Origin of the sequence: Ralstonia sp. PBBBR1, from assembly GCF_002256165.1 — a bacterium.
In the GTDB taxonomy this organism is placed as follows: Bacteria; Pseudomonadota; Gammaproteobacteria; order Burkholderiales; family Burkholderiaceae; genus Ralstonia; species Ralstonia thomasii.
This window is the reverse complement of the sequence record NZ_NKIL01000015.1, coordinates 24,121-42,097: the sequence shown is the minus strand read 5'-3', so window position 1 is coordinate 42,097 and position 17,977 is coordinate 24,121. Positions and strand designations below refer to the sequence as shown.

The window sequence follows — 17,977 nt, the reverse complement described above, 5'->3', positions numbered from 1 at the left end:
TCCTCCTGAAATCGGGTCAATGCAGCGGAGTGCTGGGCCTGCCGCCGTCAACGAAACTTGATCGTGCCGGAGCCAGCCACGTGGTCGTCCCAGCGCAGCGGGTTGCCCCGCACGACGATGTCACCCGAGCCGGCCACGCGGGCGCGCACCTCGGTCCGCACGAAGGCGTCAATGTCGCCGGAACCCGCCACCGACAGGTCGGCCGACTCGGCGATCAGCGCACTGGCATCGACATCGCCAGAGCCCACGACCTGCACGTGCAAGCGGGCGACGTGGCCGCTGGCGGTGATATCGCCCGAACCCGGGATTTCCAGGTCCAAGGCGTCTTGCTGCAGATCGAGCAAGGTGACATCGCCGCTGCCCTTGATCTTGATCGCCGGGAACTCGGGCAGCGCGATGCCGACCACCGCGCGCGGCTGGTGCAGGGAAATGGCCGGCCCGGTGGGCTTGCCGTTCACGATGTCGCCCAAGACCACCGAGCCGACCGTGCCGTGGAAGGTCATGTGGCTGCTGCCGAAGCGGATCGACACGCCTTCGCGCTCGATCACCAGTTTGTCGCCTTTGTAGGCGGTCCGGACCGAGGTCACCGCATCCGCCGTTTCGCCGGCAACGACCAGCGTTGGCGTGTCCGCGCGCCGGAACACCATGTCGACCGAGCCTTTGACGACGATCTTGCGGATCGGCTGCAGGGGACGCTCCTCCTTGAAGGCGGCTTCAAGGCGATCCCAGCCGGTACCGGTGGAGGGCATATCGGAGAGATTCATGAGGTTCGGCGTCATCCAATCATGTCGATTAGAAACCAATCATAGTGATTCAACGTAGGACAATCAACCGCCTGCGAGGTCACCTCGGGCGAGGCGTATTGTGCGGGGCCAGTGCGCAGTATAGTCTAGACAGAAGCGTACTTATGTCTCAAGTTTGTACTTGAAATTATGAAATCACGCGGTTTACGGCATATTATTGACTCATTCGAACTGAAATCCAGGCCCGTCATGACGCTTGACCCCGCATCCACCGCCGAAGACCAAGCGCTGCAGGCCGATATCGCGGCGCTGCGCGGCCGTTTCACCGAGACGCGGGAGCTGTACCGCGAAGTCTGCGCGCTGCTGTTTTTCCGCTATGGCGTCACACCGACGGCCAACAAGCTCTACAGTCTGGTGCGCAAGGGCAGCATGAGCACACCTTCCCACGTGCTGAACCGGTTCTGGCAGGACCTGCGCGACAAAACACGGGTGACGATCGACCACCCAGATCTCCCCGAGGCCTTGAAGCAGGTTGCCGCCGAGGCAGTGTTGGCCATCTGGCAAGCGGCCTCGTCCGCGGCGGCCACCGAACTGGCCGCACTGCGGGCCGAAGCGCGCCACCAGGCGCACGCCGCCGAAGCCGCGCGCGACCAAGCCACTGCGGAAAGCGAAACCGCGCGACAAGCGACCGCGGTCATTCAGGCACAGCTGGACTCGGTGCGCGGGCAGCTTGCCGCGCTTCAAGAAATGCTGTCTGCTGAGCGCCAGGGCCACGCAGCAACCGAAGCGCGTCTGCAGGAGACCCGCCGGCAGTTGGACGAGGCGGCACAGCAGCTCACACAGGCTCGGGTTGAATTTGGCGCGCAGCTCGATCGTGAGCGGGCCCGCGCGGATGCAGCAGAAGAGCGTGCCGCCAGCCACGAGAAACGTGCGTTGCGCGAGATCGACCAGGAGCGCACCGCCCGTCAGAAAAGCGACAAGCTGGCCGATGAGCTACGTGCGCAGGTTGTGGCCGCGCGTACCGCGATGCAAGAAAGCGCCGTGACACATGCCAATGCGATCGGCACGTTGCGCATGGAACTGGGCGCAGTGCGGCAGCAGGCGGAGGGAGCCGCCACGCGGCAGCGTGAAACGGCCGAAGAACTGGTGCAGACCCAGTCGTTGCTGGAGGAGGCGCTACGGCGGGCTGAGCGCGCCGAAACCGAAGCGGAAACAACGCGCCGGCTGGTGAGCGAGTTGAAGAAGGCAACACCAGGACGCGTTGGCCAGCGGACGAAAGCGCCGTGATCCTTAATTACTGAAACGTATGATTCGCGCCGCCTTCATTACTTGAAGGCTTATGATAGCGAACTGGCCTCATCTTGGCATGACCCCCTCTACGACCAGCCCTTGAATCGGTGTTGCCTAGTGAGCCAGCAGCGGCTTTCCAAATAGCGCAGGCATGAAGTCATCCAAGAAGAACAGCACCTGGATGTTCGCACCCACCCCTCGGGTGGAACCATGCGTCAGCGGCAGCACGAGCTCGGCTGCAACCTGCCAGGTGTCCTTGACATAGGCGATGCCAGGGTTGACCGTCCCTCGCGTCTTTTGCCCCCGCGGTGAGTCAAAAGCGAATTCGACCAGCGGGATGAATTGGTGCAATGGCTCTTCCTTGGGGAGCACACCAGGGACAAATCGATCCGTCAGATAGAGCGTGCTGTATTCCAGCGCGAAGCCCCAATGCACGGTGGTGACGTTGGATGTCCTGACATTGTTGAACTGCCGGGCTACTGGGTCATAGCTGAGGTTGTCAGAGGCTTTGCTGGTGGGAACGGCAACACTGACGCCCGCCGTGATCCCGAAAGGTCGTAGCCATGACAGACTATCCGGCAAGGCGCCGAATCCTTGTCCCACGTAGAGGTTGGGAGCGATCGTTGCGGCGGTGCTGGCGCCGACACGCTTGGCGCCGGTCTGCGGCAAGCCGTAGGTCAACGAGGCCGCGACGAGGGTTTCGTTCAAATCGCCTTCGTAGATCCTGGATTTGAGTGTCAGATTGGTGCCCGTGGCGCCAGATTGTCGGGCGTTGTCCCAATTGCGCCGGATGAAGCCGCTGTCAAAGCCGATGGAGACGGTGGGTGTCAGCAGCCGGGCGAACGATACCGTGGCGCCTCGATTGGTGACGGTGGTGCTATCGACTGGCTGTTGCACCAAACCGGTTGTCAGCGAAAGCTCATCGGCGACAGCGGGGTCGTCGAAATTCAGGGTTCCCGGAAAGAAGCGGTTACCGGCAATGCCGTGCGCATGCGACGTGATGGGGGCGGACATGGCGAGCACGAGCGCCGCTGTGCGAATGCAAGCGAATGTGGGCAAGGGAAGCATGATGATTTTGGTGCCCGGCATGCATATGCCGATGCGCGGACGTATCTTGTTTCAACGCAGCAGAGGCTGCCGCTGAATATAGAAAGAAGAGGCCGCAATCTCGCATCGCCCGCGTTTTGCGGGCGATGCAACTTGCACACTCGGGGTTGTTACGATGTCACCCAGCCGACAAGGGGTGAACCTCTACAGTGATGTGCGACAACGCCTGGAACCGGCACAGCAGCGCATGATAAAACTGCGCCTCCCGTTGCGCCTGCGGTGTCGCCACCGACACGATGGCGCCAAGGTGGCCAGGGCCGATGCGCCAGACATGTAGGTCGAGCAAGGTGTCGCCGTTGGCTTCCAGTGCCGCCTTGATTCGGCCGCCGATGTTCTTGTCCGGGTTCATGTCAACCAGGATGCCGCCGGTATCGCGGATCAACCCGTACGACCAGTTGGCAATCACGAGCGCGCCAACCACGCCTGCCAGCGGGTCCATCCACAGCCAGCCGAACGCCTTGGCCAGGAGCAGGCCGATGATGGCCAGCACCGAGACGAAGGCGTCCGCCAGCACGTGCACGTAGGCGGCGCGCATGTTGTGGTCGCGGTGGTGGGCCGCGTGCCCCGTGTGCGCCTCGGTGTGTTCGTGTTCCTCGAATACCACGCTGTACGCTTGCCCGCTGATGGTGAGCTCGACCGTAAAGGCGTGCGGCTCCGGAATGTCCATGGTGGATTCCAGATACCAGCGCCGCCCCGGCATCGCTGCTGCTGAACGTCGAAGGCGTCTTCACCGCGCTGATCGCGTGGATCGTCTTCAAGGAAAACGCGGATCGGCAGATCGTGCTGGGCATGGTTGCCATCGTCGCGGGCGGGGTGCTGCTGTCGTGGCAGCCGGATGCGGCCAGCCTGTCGCCGAGCGCGCTGCTGATCGTGGCGGCCTGCGCCTGCTGGGCTATCGACAACAACCTGACGCGCAACGTCTCCTCGAACGACGCGGTACTGGTTGCGTGCCTGAAGGGCCTGGTGGCCGGCACTTGCAATACAGGATTCGCGCTGGCCGCAGGCCATGCGTTGCCGGCCGCATGGCCTCTGGTTTCGGCCATGCTGATCGGCTTCGCTGGCTATGGTGTGAGCTTGGCGTTGTTCGTGATCGCATTGCGGCACCTGGGGACCGCGCGCACGGGGGCGTATTTTTCGGTAGCGCCGCTGTTCGGCGTCGTCATTTCGTTTGTCATCTGGCCGGAGGTTCCGGGCGCGTCGTTCTGGATTGCCGGGGTGCTGATGGCGATCGGTGTTTGGCTCCACCTGCGCGAGCGGCACGAGCACGAACACATGCACGAGCCGATGGAGCACATGCACGCGCATCGACACGACGAACACCATCAACACGAGCACGACTTTCCCTGGGATGGCAAGGAGCCGCATGTCCACGCCCACCGGCATGAGGTGCTGGCCCACAAGCATCCGCATTACCCGGATATCCACCACCGCCACACGCATTGATTCGCGATGTCTGACGTCGATCGCTATCTTGAAGCTGCCACCCGCGACAACACGCGGCGCAGCTACCAATCGGCGATCCGGCATTTCGAAGTCGAATGGGGTGGCTTTCTGCCGGCCAGCGCCGACGCGATCGCACGCTACCTCGCCAAACACGCCGATACGCTGTCACTCAACACGTTGCGGACGCGCTTGGCGGCGCTCGGGCAATGGCACCAGAGCCAGGGATTTCCCGACCCGACCAAGGCGCCGCACGTGCGCAAGGTGCTCAAGGGCATAGCCGCACTGCACCCCGCAACCGAGAAGCGCGCCAAGCCCCTGCAGCTCACGCAGCTTGAGCAACTGGTCGCCTGGCTGGACGCGCGGCTTGCGCATGCCAGCGCTACCGGCGACGTGCGGACCTATGCCACACACGCCCGCGACAAGGCGCTCGTGCTCATCGGCTTCTGGCGGGGTTTTCGGTCCGACGAACTGGGCCGGATGCGCGTTGAACACATCGAGGTCGAAACCGGCCGCGGCATGACCGTGTTTCTGCCGCGTACCAAGGCAGATCGCGCCCAGCACGGCACCACATTCAAGGCGCCGGCGCTCTCGCGCCTATGCCCGGTGGCTGCCTTCGAGGCGTGGATTGCGGCGTCAGGAATGACCGACGGGCCGGTATTCCGCCGGATCGACCGGTGGGGGAATGTTGGGGACGAAGCGCTCCACGCCGGCAGCTTCGTGCCGTTGCTGCGCGCGCTTTTCGGTGCAGCGGAATTGCCCGCGCCCGACAGCTACAGCAGCCACTCGTTGCGGCGCGGCTTCGCGACCTGGGCCAACGCGAACCAGTGGGATCTCAAGATGCTGATGGAATACGTCGGCTGGAAGGACGTGCGCTCAGCCATGCGCTACATCGACGCGGCCGACCCATTCGCGCAGCACCGCATTGAAACGGCGCTGTCGGTGGCACCACCACCGACGCGCAGGAAACGCGGTTGACGGTGGACATCTACATCGAGCGCAACAGCAAATTCGTGCGCGGCATGTCCAAGGCCCGCCGGTGGATCGAGCAGTTCTGCCTGTCCCAGTACCAGATGCGCGTGTTCGAGAAACGCCGCCCCCGCTACGAAATCGTCATGCCGTTCGCCGCCGGCCCCGAGTTGGAGCAAGCTATCGAGGAGCTGATCGCGGAGATGCATGAGAACGCGGACCTCTGCAACTGCTTTATCGAGGTGACGCTGCACGATCCGCTGACCGACACCTATTGGAGCTGACCGCGCGCGACGGTATGCGCTCCCGTTGGCGTGGACGGGCAGCGCTGGGTCGGCTGAGGTTACGATGCTGCGCGCCGCTGGGGCACCTCAAGCAGCGCGTCCTGGTACAAGTGAATCGGAAAGCTCAAGATACCCCGGAAATTCACGTGCGCGAAGTGCGCCGGTCCCATCCGGCGTAGCCAGTCATCGTCGATCCGCTGCCCCTTGCCACGCCAGGCATCGACCGTGATTTGCATGCGCTGCGTGTTCCAGCCAATCACCAAGTTCGTCAGCAGCGTCAGCGACCCGGAAATCGCAATCATCTCGTCCTGACGCCGCCCACGATCGTGCTGCATCTTGCTGGAGTAGATGGCCCGCTGGAGCTGGTGCACCGATTCGCCCCGGTTGAGCAGCGTGCGCAGCTCCCGCCGAAACTCGGTGTTGCTGAAAAAATCGCACAGAAACAGCGTGCGCAGCAGCTTGCCCAGGTGATCAGTTGCCCGGTGGATCGGGTCGCCTTGGGCCGCGCTGCCAAATCGCTGCAGCGCCACGATTGCGCTCACGCGCCCCGAGTGAATGGAGGCCACCAGGCGCAGCAAACCGTCCCAGCCCTCACGGATCGCCTTGAGCGAGATGTCGGGCGAGACGGCCCCCGCCAAACCGTCTGGCACCTGCAGACTTCGCGGCAAGTAGAGCTTGCGCTCCGACAGGTTGCGCAACCATGGGCACAGGTCAAAGCCAAGCAATTTGGCCACCGCCATCCCCACGTTCGTGTATCCATGGGTATCCACGGCAAGACGGAGCAACCCGCCGTCGGTACGGGTTTCGTTGTGGCGCATCACACCTTCGATCGCGACGCCAGTCTGGCGCTCGTTGAGCACCATGGGCTGGTTGTAGACGATCCCGTGCTGATCCAGCACGTGCGTATAGATGCCAACCGCATGGGTGCGGCGGCGTGGGTCGGCGCGGGCGTAGAACAGGTGCGGCGAGGTATCCAGGCTCATCGAATCGCTCGACGCCAGTTGGCCCGTCCCCCACAGTTCGGTGATCGGGTGCGTGCGCTGGAATTCCACCACCCGTTCGTTCGCACGGCGCAGCCGCCCAGGCATCTCCAGGGCGCGCATCGCGGTGGAGACGTGCGCGGGGTCCAGTTGCGGGATCATGGCCGCGACACCTTTGGCATCCAGCTCGGTGCCATGGGCAATGAGCCCGGCGTAGAGCGCGATCAACTCGTGCGAGTCTCTGGCCTTGCGGGCCAACAGCACTTCGCTGAAATTGGTACGCGCATCCATCTCCAGGATCATGTCGGCGAACTGCGCGTTGCCGATATCCCTGAAGAGCAGGTCCCGTGTGCGGGTGGGGATGCCGTCGGTGTCCGCCGCTTCGAGCTGCGACTGGTGCAGCACGCCGTCTGCGTCAATGGTGAAATGGCCCGCTTCGCGGGCCTCGTCCAGTCCAGCGAGACCCGCTTTCAGGTGGTCCATCAGCCGGTTGAGATAGGTGTCCGCCTGGTTCGGCAAGCCGAGCGAGGACAGATACCGGTCACGTTCGGTGTCCCACTGCGCTGGCGCGATCAGCAACTGGTCGCGCTCCCGGAACGACAGGCTGTGGTTGATCCACACCGTGCCGCGGCGCAGCCCCCTGCGCAAGCCCATCATCGCGCAGGCCTCCATGGCGCGCATCGCACGCTTGCGGTCTTCGCCATTGACCATGTCACGCCAACTGGCACTGACCGGCACCTGGCAGTCGCGCGGCAACTCTGTCGCCCCTTGATCGTGCAAGCTGCCGATGAATTCAAGTTGCTGCACGGCAGGATCGGAGCCGTTGCTGGCAAATTCCAATCCCCGTAGGGCAGTCAGGAGATTGCGGATACGGTGTTGGTCTTCCGTGAGCATCTCGCGCACGCTGGCTGCGTGGCTCGCGGGAGGTTTGGCTGAGAAGCCCTGCAGCAGCTTACCGATGTCGGCCAGCCGGGCTTCCGCCGAGCGGCGGGTATCGTCAACCAGCGCCTTGATGTCGACCAACTGCTGCCGGTATTCGACCGCCGAGCGCACTTGCTTGGCCGTGGTCTTGTTGTATGCCCGCCGGACCAGGTCGGACACGCGCCGCCCAGATTGGTAAGCCATCGCGTCCGTCAGTTCCAGCAAGGTCACGCGCAGGAAGAACACCAGCTCGATCGTGCGCGTGGAGGTCTTCAGTTCGCGGACTTTGGCGGGGCGGCGTGCCTGGATACGCTGGCCGTAGGCGCGCTGCTTTTCAATGGGGATCGCATCGAACGCCCAGCGATCCGCGCCGAGCGCCTTCAGGAAGTGGATCTTGGCCAGCGTCTCGGTCATAGTCGACGGGCTATGCCGGGCTGGCGGAGTCTTGAGCCATTCGAGCACGGTCGTGCCCGATGTTGCGTGCTGAGCGAACACAGCGGCTTCCGCCTGTGTGATCTGCGCCAGCGGGACAACTGCCTCAATCATGGCCAGCAATTCGCGCTCGATGCCGGTCCAAATGGACCGGGCAATATCCTGCAGTGCGCGCGTGGAAGGGATCAGAATCCTTCGCTCGTACAGCCAGAAGTAGGCATGCTGGAGCAGCTCCTCGATTGTCAGCGACTCGGCGGCGTCCTGCCGCATCCAGGCTTCCAGCCCAGTCCACTGGTCTCCATCAAGTCGCGTCAGGCCAAGGTAGTCGCATGCCCAAACCTGATGCTCGTAAAGGGTCTTGTATCGCTGATAAATCGTGCGCAGCGAAGCGATGGTAGGCGTCGGCACGCCCAACCGTGCGCCGATGTAGCGCAGCAACTGTCGTGGCAGGGTGTTGAGCTGGTCGAGGGTATGACCGGCGGCGCGAAGAAAGACGAGTTGGATGGCGGCTCCGGCGCGGCCGTCACGCCGGAATTTCTGGTTGATCGCGGCAATGTCGCTCTCGGTCAGCGCGAAGTAGCGGTCGACATCGAACTCTGACAACCGCGTGGGCAAGGAGTCCTTTCCCACATAGCGAAATTCCAAGCCCGGCATCTTCTGCCCCCGCCAAGGTGGCGCGATCCGAAATCGCGGGCGAACATCGTACTCCTGAAGTCACACGGGGGCAGCAGACAATTGTCGGCAAAGACCTGGGAGCCTTATGAATAAAGGCTTTTCGGAGAAACCGCCAGATTTTGCACAAAAAGGACGGTTACCCCAGATCGGCAATGCGCAATCGCTCGGACTCCTTCGAGGTGCTTTGGCGCAAGCAACGCCGGATACGGGCAAGGAGCTCGGCAAAGGCGAAGGGCTTGACCAGGTAATCGTCTGCCCCCAACTCGAAGCCTCTGACACGATCCGCCACATCATCCAGCGCCGTCAGAAACAGTACGGGTGTCTCGGACTTGGATCGAATGGACTTGATGACCGTCCACCCGTCCATACCTGGCAGCATGACGTCCAGGATGATGACGTCGTAGTCGGTCTCTTCCGCCATGTGGAGCCCATCGCCACCATTGTTCGCGATGTCGACCACGAAACCCGACTCCGACAATCCCTTCTGCAAATACTCCGCAGTACGCGGTTCGTCTTCTACAACAAGTACCCGCACCTTAGTTTCCTCCTGCAGCAAGCGACTTCGATCCGACCAGTGCTGGCGATGCATTGAAATGCTGAGCTGCATCCGCTTGTTCGCATGGTGCCAGTTCGAACTGAATGGTCACGTGCGTGATATCGAATTTGTCAGCCAGCATCTGCTTCAATTCCGGTAGCACTTCCATTTCCGGGTTGACGGCCGTGTCATTCACGACATGAACCGTCAAGCTCGCCTTGCCGCTGGTAAGTGCCCAGATGTGGAGGTCATGGAAGCTTTTTACCCCGGGCGTCGCCAGAATTTGCTTCTCAACCTCTGCCAGATCCACGTCATCGGGTACGCCTTCGAGCAGCACATTCAGGCTCGACTTCAGCAGGATCCACGTGCGAGGCAGTACCCAGAGGCCGATCAGCACCGCAATGGCGGAGTCGACCCACGCCCAGCCCGTGAAGCGGATGATGATCGCACCGGCGATGACGCCAACCGACCCGAGCAGATCGCTCCAGACTTCCAGATAAGCACCCTTCACGTTCAGGCTGCTGCTTTGCCCGGAGGACAGCATGCGCATGCTGATGAGATTGATGATCAGGCCCAGCACAGCCACGACGAACATGCCGGTTGACTCAATCTGAGGTGGCGATTTCAGCCGCAGGTAGGCTTCGTACAGGATGTAGATAGCCACACCGAACAGCAGCAATGCGTTAAAGGCCGCGGCAAGAATCTCAAAACGGTAGTAGCCAAATGTCCGCTTCTTGTCCGCGGGTCGCTTGGCGATCGCAATAGCAGCCAGTGCGATGGCCAGTGCGACGGTGTCCGTGAGCATGTGCGCGGCGTCGGAGATCAACGCCAGGCTCTTCGTCATGACACCACCGACCACTTCGGCAATCAGGAACGTACCGGTCAGCGCAAGGGCGATCTTGAGCGATCGCTCGTTGCCACCGGGATGGTCGTGTGAGTGACCTGCGCCCATAGAAACTCCTATAAAAATTGGGCGGTACGATGACCGCCCAAGGATTTACGTCATGCAGGCTGGCGGCCTTGATCCGGTTGATGCGTCTGAGTGACTGGCTCGCGAGTATCTTCCGCGTCCTCATCCTTGCGGTGAGCAAGTCGATAGAGCACCGGCAACACCAGTAGGGTCAGCGCCGTGGACGACAAGATGCCACCGATTACCACCGTTGCGAGGGGACGTTGCACCTCAGCGCCCGTACCGGTGGCGATGGCCATCGGCACGAAACCCAGGGATGCCACCAGGGCCGTCATCAGCACCGGACGCAGTCGCGTCAGGGCGCCAACTCGGACCGCGCTGTCGAGGGAATGCCCTTCTTCGCGCAGCGATCGGATAAACGACAGCATCACCAGACCATTGAGCACCGCCACCCCGCACAGCGCGATGAAGCCCACCGCTGCAGTAATGGACATCGGAATGCCGCGTATCCACAGGGCAAGAATCCCGCCAGTCAGCGCAAAGGGAATGCCCGTGAAGACTAGCAAGCCATCCTTGATGTTGTTGAACATCGCAAACAACAGTACGAAGACCAGCAACAGCGCCACCGGCACTACCACCTGCAGGCGGGTGGTGGCGGACTGCAGTTGCTCAAAGGTGCCACCCCATGTCATCCAGTAGCCAGCCGGGATCTTGACCTGGCTTTGGATAGCCGCTTCCGCCTCGGGCACGAATGAACCAATATCACGTCCACGAACGTTGGCACTGATCACGATGCGGCGCTTGCCGTTCTCGCGCGAGATCTGGTTCGGGCCGGGCGCCATTTCCAGCGTCGCCACCTCGCTCAATGGGATAAACGTCGTTCTCGCGTCCACTCCTTTTGGCAACGGAATCGGCAATCGGCGCAGAGCCTCGACCTCGCCGCGCACAGCTTCGGGCAGGCGGACCACGATATCGAAACGACGATCGCCCTGGAAGAAGGTTCCGGAATCACGGCCTCCGACGCCCGTTGCCACCGCGTCTTGCACGTCGCTCATGTTAAGCCCGTATCGCGCCGCCTTCTCCCGATCGATCTTGACCGTCAGCATCGGCAAGCCGGTGGTCTGTTCTACCTTCACCTCCTGCGCGCCGGGGATGCCCTGCAGCACGGCCGATACCTTCTTCGCCGTCTCGCTGAGCACGTTGTTGTCATCGCCGAAGATCTTGACTGCGACGTCCGAGCGGACCCCGGAGATCAGCTCGTTGAACCGCAGCTGGATCGGTTGGGAGAACTCGTAGTTGTTCCCGGGGATCTTGCCGGCTTCCTCCTGGATGGCGGACAGCAGTTCGGCATGTGTTTTCTTCGGCTCTGGCCAATCCTTCTCAGGCTTGAGCATGATGTAGCCATCCGAAATATTCGGCGGCATCGGATCGGATGCAATCTCCGCCGTACCTGTCCGCGCAAACACGCGCTCGATTTCGGGGAATTTTGCCTTGAGGGTCGTCTCGATCGTCTTCTGCATCTCCACGGACTGCGACAGGCTCGTGCCAGGAATGCGCAGCGCCTGGATGGCAATGTCGCCTTCGTTCAGATTGGGGATGAACTCGCTGCCCAGGCGGGCCGCAATGGCCACGCACAGAACAATTGACACCGCGGCAAACGTCAATACAACGGCCGTGTTCGCGAGCGACTTTTCCAGCAGCGGCTCGTAGCGACGCTTCGCCCAGAGCATGAGACGATTTTCTTTCTCGGCCACCCGTTCGCCGATGAACAAGGCGACCGCAGCCGGAACGAACGTCACGGACAGAATCATCGCGCCCAGCAGCGCCAGGACGACCGTGAACGCCATCGGGTGGAACATCTTGCCTTCCACCCCCGTCAGCGCAAAGATCGGCAGGTAGACGATCATAATGATGAGCTGACCGAAGATCAGTGGGCGACGCGCCTCCTTCGCTGCGGCAAACACCTCATGGAACCGCTCGGAGCGCGTCAATGGCCGGCCATGGTGTTCCTGCGCATGCGCCAGTCGCCTCACACAGTTTTCGACAATCACCACCGCGCCATCGATGATGATGCCGAAGTCGAGCGCGCCCAAGCTCATCAGGTTCGCACTGATCTTGTAGTTCACCATCCCCGTGAAGGTGAACAACATCGCCAGCGGAATGATCGTCGCGGTAATCAGCGCCGCGCGGATGTTACCCAGGAAAAGGAACAGAATTACGATGACGAGCACCGCGCCTTCAAGAAGGTTCTTCTTGACGGTCGCAATGGCCTTGTCGACCAGACGTGTCCGGTCGTATACCGTTACGATCTTCACACCTTCCGGCATCGTACGGTTAATGGAAGCGACCTTTTCATCGACCGCTTTTGACACAGCCCGGCTGTTTTCGCCGATGAGCATGAATACCGTGCCCAGCACAACTTCCTTGCCATTCTCGGTTGCCGCACCGGTACGCAGTTCCTTGCCAATCTCCACATCCCCGATGTCGCGAATGCGGATCGGCTGCCCCTGCGCTGTACCGACAATAATGTTGCGGATGTCGTCTTCGGACGCAACCTGACCCGGCGCACGAACCAGATACTGCTCGCCCCTACGCTCGATGTAGCCCGCACCCACGTTGTCGTTGTTCTTGTTCAGCGCATTGACGACGTCGGTCAGCGTCAGCCCGTACGACGCTAGCCGTTCAAGACTCGGCGCGACCAGGTACTGCTTGTTGAAACCACCGATAGTATTGATCTCGGTGACACCGGGCACGTTACGCAGTTGCGGCCGTACCACCCAATCCTGGATTTCGCGCAAATCTGTCGGCGTATAGGCAGTCCCGTCAGCTTTGCGAGCACCCTCTTCGGCTTCAACGGTCCATAGATAGATCTCCCCGAGGCCGGTCGAAATAGGCCCCATCGCCGGCACAACGCCTTCAGGCAGATTGTCCTTGGCTTCCTGGATGCGCTGGTTGACGAGTTGGCGCGCGAAATAGACGTCCGTGCCATCCTTGAAGATGACCGTCACCTGCGACAAGCCATAGCGGGACAGGGAACGCGTCTGTTCGAGTCCCGGCAGGCCGGCCATCACGACCTCGATCGGATACGTAACACGCTGTTCGGTTTCGAGCGGTGAATAGCCTGGTGCCGAGGTATTGACCTGAACCTGAACGTTGGTAATGTCAGGGACCGCGTCGATCGGTAGTCGGTTGTAGCTGAAAATCCCTAACCCGGCCATTCCAAACACGGCGAGCAGGACCAGCCATCGCTGCTGGATGGCGAAACTAATGATACGTTCAAACATTGCTGTTTCCCCCGTATCAATGGCCGTGTTCGGCGCTGGATTTGCCAAGTTCGGCCTTCAGAACAAAACTGTTGGCGGCGGCGTAACGTGCGCCCGGCTTCAGGCCCTCGACAATCTCGATGACCTTGCCGTTTGTCCGGCCGACCTTCACCGGCTGCGGCACGAATCCACCTTGAACCGCGACAAAGACTACGCTCTCGCCATTGACGTCCTGGACGGCCTCGGTCTTCACCGCAACGGGCACCTCGACATCAGCACCGAATACGTCGACCGTGACGAAGAGACCCGGTCGCCAAGCCATCTGTGGATTGGTCAATGTTACGCGGGCCTTCGCCGTCCGCGTCTGCTCGCCCAGCAGCGAACCCACGTATGAAACGGTGCCATCTGCCTTCACATCGGACGATGCCGAATTGATCGACGCCTTTTCGCCGATGCGCACCCGCTCGACATCCTTGGCAGACACCACGAACTCGGCCCAGACGGACGACAGATCCGACAGCGTGAACACGTTGGCGTTGTCCGCCACCGCTTCCCCAAGCGAGATATGCTTTTCAACGATCATGCCGTCGAACGGTGCGCGCAGCTCGTAGCGATTGAGTGCCGTCGAGCTGTTGCTGGCGCCAATGGCGGTCAGCTTCTGCTGCGCGTTCTGGACACTGATCTGCGCTTCCTGCAGCGCGTTGCGGGCGCTCAGATAATCTTGCTCCGCAGAGATCTTCTGTTCCCAGAGCTTCTTCTCGCGGTCATAAGTGACACGCGCCAGATCCAGACGTTTCTGTGCTGCGAGCAGTTCGCTGCGCTGGTCAGAAAGTCCGGTGCTCGCGATGACCGCGAGAACCTGTCCCTTCTTAACCTGTTGCCCAATATTGGCCGGAACGCTCTCTACGACGCCAGCCAGTCGCGGCACCACGTGGGCTGTCTTGTCTTCGTTGAAACGGATTTCGCCGGGGAACTGGACGCCAGCCTGGACCTTTGCCGAGCCCGCGGTTTGAACCACTACCCCTGTCTTGGCCAGCTGGTCCGCTGTCAACTCAATCTTGCCTTCCTCTTTCGAGAGCCGCACGGCGAGTGGCGAAGACGAACCGGGCAAGGTCACATTTGCGGTCACGTCAAAGACATGGGGCTCGGCAACTGGCTGTTGGCTTTCCAGCGCGTCGCCAGACACCACGAACTTGAGCGCTTGAGACTCGCCCGTAGCCCGCACGAGCTGGCCTGTCGCTGCCACGCCATTTGCCACCGCCTTCCCAGACTTGCTAACCCAGAGCCGAATACGGGCCTCGCCCTTGGATTCGGCCGTGCCAATTTCGACGTCATAGCCATCACGCGAAAAGAGCGCGCCACCATTGGGGCCCTTCTTGACCTCGTGATGCTCGCCGTCGCCGTGTGACTTGTCATCCTTGTGGTCGGCTTCCGCCGCCTGCTTGCCATGGTGCTCGGTGTCGCCATGCCCCTTGGATTCCGAGTGCCCACCCTGCTCTTCCGGCGCAGAGCGCCCGCTCAGCAGAACGCCACCAGTCGCGACGCCGCCCACCAGTACGATGGCCGCAATGGCAGCCTTTTGTTTGTTCGAAATAGCCATGTTTTATGAATCCCGTCTTAACGTCCCAGAATGCGATCGATCGTGGTCGCCGCCTGATAGGTTTGTCCAAGCACGCCGAGATAGCGGATGCGTGCCTGGAACAGCGTGCGCTGGGCATCCAGGACGTCCAGATAATTGAACTTGCCGGCCTCGAAGCCAATGGTCGCCGCGTTGAAGGCTTGCTCGGCGCCTGGCAAGACGGTCTGCTTCAGCGTTTGTGCCGAGGCGCGCGATACCGACAGCTGGTTCGATGCCATCAGGAGATTTCGGGTCAGGCTGATGCGATTGGCCAGATATTCATCCTGGGCCTTGTCCGCCTGGCGAATGGCCGAATACAAGTTGCCCTGATTCCGGTCAAAAATCGGCAACGGGATCGCCACACCGATCACCGCCATGTTGCGGTTGGCTTCTGTATCTCGCTTGGCACCCAGACTGACTGTCAGATCCGGATACTGGCGGCTGCGCTCAACGCCCACCAATGCCTGGCGGCGGTCAAGTTCAGCGCGGCTTGCGGCCACCAGCGGTGAGTTTTCCAGCTCCTTCAGAAGGAGTTCAGGCGCCGGCCTGGATGGCAGCGCGTCCAGATTGCCCTGTGCTTCGGTAAACTGCGGCGATGCATTGCCCCACAACGCCGTCAACGCCTGACGGGCGGACTGCAGGCTCGCCGTTGCTTCGGCCAATTCAAGTTCGGCGTTGGCCTGTTCGACACGTGCCTTAGTTTCGTCAACCGGGGAGATCTTGCCGGCCGCGACGCGGCGTGAAGCGGCTTGCGCGCCCCTCGCAGCGATATCCGCGGAGCCAGTTGCCAGCTTGACGCGTTCCTGTGCGATCAAGACGGAAAAAAAGCTCTCGATTACCTGCGCCCGAATGTCACCGCGAACGCCAGCCAGCGTTGCCTGCGCCAGTTCGCGCGTCCTTTCCGCGGCATTGATACGAGCCGAGCGCTTGCCGCCCAGTTCGATGGGGATATTCATCTGGGCGGTGGATGTACGGGTGGATTTCCGCGTGTCCTCGACCAGCGTCTGGAGTTCCGGGTTCGGAATAACCCGGGCCTGCATGATCCCACCTTCTGTGGAATCGAGTTCCTTGGCGGCGGCGGACAGGTTGAAATTGCTTCCTGCCGCCAGCGACAACGCGGCCTCGAGGGTCAACGGTCCCGCCGCTTCCCTTGGGAAGACGGGCACCATGGACGTGCCGGTGTCAGATTGCGCTACGGCAAAGTTTGGGCTGAGAAATGCTACCGCCAGCCCGAGCGGCAGAAATAGTCTTCGCATCGAATTGCACCAAGGTATGTGACCAGGAGAATTCGGCGAGAGACGAAAGGAGAAAAAGAGTCGTCGTCTCGCCGATCAAGCGAGACGCTGCCACTGAGGACGGTCGGGAGCCCTGGCATTCAGAGACGAGAACTCGGACGCATGTTGAGTATCGGTCACTTCTACCCGATTCGCTATCAACACGTCCTGCGTCTGTCCATAGACGAACGGGAGGGAGACCAGATGGCATACCCCGCAGTCTGTATCCACGAATGGCTTTTTCTCGGCATCCGTTTTACCTTCCGGCTGCTGATGACGATGCTCGTGGTGCCCAAGGTGCCAAGTGGCCGTGGCTTTCTCGTGCTGACAATAGCGTGCCGCTGCCGCCCAGGAAAACTGGAACGGCAAAATGAGCAGCACGAAGATCAGAACGAAACGTCGCATTCCTTGGGAGACTGTGCGGGGGGCTTGGGGTTGAAGTACTAACGGCTGGGCCGTCGCCGAAGTTTACATGAATCCTCGATCACCAGCATTAAGAGCAGATTACGATTATCGCTTTCGCCTGCTCGTTTTGGGGTGCCGCTTTCGCCCCTCATCAGTCTTACGCTTGGGGGCGGGCCCATGCTTCCACCGCAAATAGACAGCGAACCCCACATACAGGACGATCAGGCCGACCAGCATCACGAGCATGCTCTCGACAACAGAATCGGAGACGTGAGCGTAGTGCATGGCTGTACGTGTATGCGGAGTTGCCCGCATCAGGCAAGCGTCACGACCGCCCGGAGGACGCCGGCGTCATGGAACAAATCAAACGACTCCACGACCACCGACAGGCCGAGAAACCAGACCGAGTCCGCAATATTGCGTTGAAAGGAAGACACATGGACCGTCCATGTCGACTCCCCCCTATACAGCGACAGACGGGGAAAGAACGCTGGTGTACGGCGTGCGTATTCGGCGAATTCCGGGAAGGCGGAAGCCAGAAAGCGGTCTTCCGTCCGGATGACAGCCGGGTACATCAGCGCAAATGCGAGCGCCAGGACTGCGGTAACCGCCAGCGACTCGGTCATCGCCCCTAGTCCGATAATGCCTAGCAAGTTGCAGACATAGAGCGGATGGCGACACAGTGAATATGGACCCGAGGTCACCAAGGTATTGTTCTTGCGCCCGGAAATGTACAACGCGCACCAGAGCCGCCCGACCGTGGCCAGGCTCACCCCCAACATCCCCAGCGTCAGCAGCAGCGGCGACACCCAGGTACCGTCCCAGCGAGAATGGCCAAAGACCAGACTTGCCAGGACAAACGTTACGACAACACGCCAAACGCCGATGCGGTGGCGTGTCAGGAAATTGTCCAGCGCCCTCGAGAGACCAGCGGGTTGGGACGGGGAGATTGAAGAATCGGTCATGCGGTTCGGGGGCTGGAGGAGAATGTCGCGCACTTCGAGTGGACACACTGGCGCGAAAACGAGCACTAATGGCCGGCATTCTAAGGTTGCCCTTCCGTTGTCAGGCTTTATTGCCGAAATGTAATACGTTGTTAATCTTGCCCCCGGGCCAGCGAATCCGGTTGTG

General features: G+C 61.3%; 12 protein-coding genes and 3 pseudogenes. 4 read left to right on the top strand and 11 right to left on the bottom strand.

What is annotated here, in order from left to right; translation table 11 throughout:
• Positions 1-47: 47 nt before the first annotated feature.
• Entirely contained in the window at positions 48-764 is a 717-nt protein-coding gene (locus CFE42_RS21995) for a head GIN domain-containing protein (RefSeq protein ID WP_238563858.1), read from the bottom strand.
• 228 nt (positions 765-992) lie between these two features.
• Between CFE42_RS21995 and CFE42_RS21990 the strand changes: the two genes are divergently transcribed.
• On the top strand, positions 993-2,030 hold the full coding sequence (locus CFE42_RS21990; RefSeq protein WP_004637342.1) for a DNA-binding protein: 1,038 nt from the start codon (positions 993-995) through the stop codon (positions 2,028-2,030).
• A gap of 117 nt (positions 2,031-2,147) precedes the next feature.
• Here the strand turns inward: CFE42_RS21990 and CFE42_RS21985 are convergent, their stop codons facing one another.
• Together CFE42_RS21985 and CFE42_RS21980 are read right to left on the bottom strand one after the other, a co-directional pair.
• Complete coding sequence (locus CFE42_RS21985) at positions 2,148-3,122, bottom strand: hypothetical protein (RefSeq protein WP_004635358.1); 975 nt, start codon at positions 3,120-3,122, stop codon at positions 2,148-2,150.
• Between the two features lie 136 nt (positions 3,123-3,258).
• A pseudogene (locus tag CFE42_RS21980) lies at positions 3,259-3,822 on the bottom strand (cation diffusion facilitator family transporter); the annotation flags it as partial.
• Between CFE42_RS21980 and CFE42_RS21975 the strand changes: the two are divergent.
• The 3 genes and pseudogenes from CFE42_RS21975 to CFE42_RS21965 form a co-directional block, all read left to right on the top strand.
• Positions 3,822-4,583: pseudogene (locus CFE42_RS21975) on the top strand (DMT family transporter); the annotation flags it as partial. The pseudogenes CFE42_RS21980 and CFE42_RS21975 sit on opposite strands and share 1 nt — an antisense overlap.
• A 6-nt stretch (positions 4,584-4,589) precedes the next feature.
• Entirely contained in the window at positions 4,590-5,558 is a 969-nt protein-coding gene (locus CFE42_RS21970; RefSeq protein ID WP_004635353.1) for a site-specific integrase, read from the top strand.
• Positions 5,555-5,833 (top strand): hypothetical protein, encoded by a 279-nt coding sequence (locus CFE42_RS21965; RefSeq protein WP_004635352.1) that lies wholly within the window; start codon positions 5,555-5,557, stop codon positions 5,831-5,833. Before CFE42_RS21970 ends, CFE42_RS21965 begins: the two co-directional genes overlap by 4 nt.
• Positions 5,834-5,892: 59 nt before the next feature.
• Here the strand turns inward: CFE42_RS21965 and CFE42_RS21960 are convergent, their stop codons facing one another.
• The 8 genes and pseudogenes from CFE42_RS21960 to czcN all read right to left on the bottom strand — a co-directional run bounded on the left by CFE42_RS21960 (position 5,893) and on the right by czcN (position 17,811).
• Positions 5,893-8,820, bottom strand: coding sequence for a Tn3 family transposase (locus tag CFE42_RS21960; protein WP_004635349.1), 2,928 nt, complete (start codon positions 8,818-8,820; stop codon positions 5,893-5,895).
• Between the two features lie 163 nt (positions 8,821-8,983).
• Positions 8,984-9,376, bottom strand: a pseudogene (gene czcR, locus CFE42_RS21955) (heavy metal homeostasis two-component system response regulator CzcR); the annotation flags it as partial.
• 1 nt (position 9,377) lies between these two features.
• The gene (locus CFE42_RS21950) at positions 9,378-10,328 is read right to left on the bottom strand and encodes a cation diffusion facilitator family transporter (RefSeq protein WP_004635344.1); all 951 of its coding nucleotides are present in this window, start codon (positions 10,326-10,328) and stop codon (positions 9,378-9,380) included.
• Positions 10,329-10,378: 50 nt separating this feature from the next.
• A complete protein-coding gene (gene czcA / locus CFE42_RS21945; RefSeq protein WP_004635342.1) occupies positions 10,379-13,570 on the bottom strand; it encodes a heavy metal efflux RND transporter CzcA in 3,192 nt (1,063 codons plus the stop codon).
• Positions 13,571-13,586: 16 nt separating this feature from the next.
• On the bottom strand, positions 13,587-15,149 hold the full coding sequence (gene czcB / locus CFE42_RS21940; RefSeq protein WP_004635340.1) for a heavy metal efflux RND transporter CzcB: 1,563 nt from the start codon (positions 15,147-15,149) through the stop codon (positions 13,587-13,589).
• 17 nt (positions 15,150-15,166) lie between these two features.
• The gene (czcC, locus tag CFE42_RS21935) at positions 15,167-16,423 is read right to left on the bottom strand and encodes a heavy metal efflux RND transporter CzcC (RefSeq protein ID WP_004635338.1); all 1,257 of its coding nucleotides are present in this window, start codon (positions 16,421-16,423) and stop codon (positions 15,167-15,169) included.
• A 75-nt stretch (positions 16,424-16,498) separates the two neighbouring features.
• Positions 16,499-16,846, bottom strand: a complete 348-nt coding sequence (gene czcI / locus CFE42_RS21930) for a CDF family cobalt-zinc-cadmium transporter CzcI (protein WP_137924345.1) — start codon at positions 16,844-16,846, stop codon at positions 16,499-16,501.
• Between the two features lie 314 nt (positions 16,847-17,160).
• Entirely contained in the window at positions 17,161-17,811 is a 651-nt protein-coding gene (gene czcN, locus CFE42_RS21925; protein ID WP_020206397.1) for a heavy metal efflux RND transporter CzcN, read from the bottom strand.
• Between the last annotated feature and the right edge of the window lie 166 nt (positions 17,812-17,977).

Excerpts from the sequence above, each read along its gene's own strand:
- CFE42_RS21995 (WP_238563858.1), bottom strand. The coding sequence starts at position 764 with ATGAATCTCTCCGATATGCCCTCCACCGGTACCGGCTGGGATCGCCTT.
- CFE42_RS21990 (WP_004637342.1), top strand. The coding sequence starts at position 993 with ATGACGCTTGACCCCGCATCCACCGCCGAAGACCAAGCGCTGCAGGCC.
- CFE42_RS21985 (WP_004635358.1), bottom strand. The coding sequence starts at position 3,122 with ATGCCGGGCACCAAAATCATCATGCTTCCCTTGCCCACATTCGCTTGC.
- CFE42_RS21970 (WP_004635353.1), top strand. The coding sequence starts at position 4,590 with ATGTCTGACGTCGATCGCTATCTTGAAGCTGCCACCCGCGACAACACG.
- CFE42_RS21960 (WP_004635349.1), bottom strand. The coding sequence starts at position 8,820 with ATGCCGGGCTTGGAATTTCGCTATGTGGGAAAGGACTCCTTGCCCACG.
- CFE42_RS21950 (WP_004635344.1), bottom strand. The coding sequence starts at position 10,328 with ATGGGCGCAGGTCACTCACACGACCATCCCGGTGGCAACGAGCGATCG.
- czcA (WP_004635342.1), bottom strand. The coding sequence starts at position 13,570 with ATGTTTGAACGTATCATTAGTTTCGCCATCCAGCAGCGATGGCTGGTC.
- czcB (WP_004635340.1), bottom strand. The coding sequence starts at position 15,149 with ATGGCTATTTCGAACAAACAAAAGGCTGCCATTGCGGCCATCGTACTG.
- czcC (WP_004635338.1), bottom strand. The coding sequence starts at position 16,423 with ATGCGAAGACTATTTCTGCCGCTCGGGCTGGCGGTAGCATTTCTCAGC.
- czcI (WP_137924345.1), bottom strand. The coding sequence starts at position 16,846 with ATGCGACGTTTCGTTCTGATCTTCGTGCTGCTCATTTTGCCGTTCCAG.
- czcN (WP_020206397.1), bottom strand. The coding sequence starts at position 17,811 with ATGACCGATTCTTCAATCTCCCCGTCCCAACCCGCTGGTCTCTCGAGG.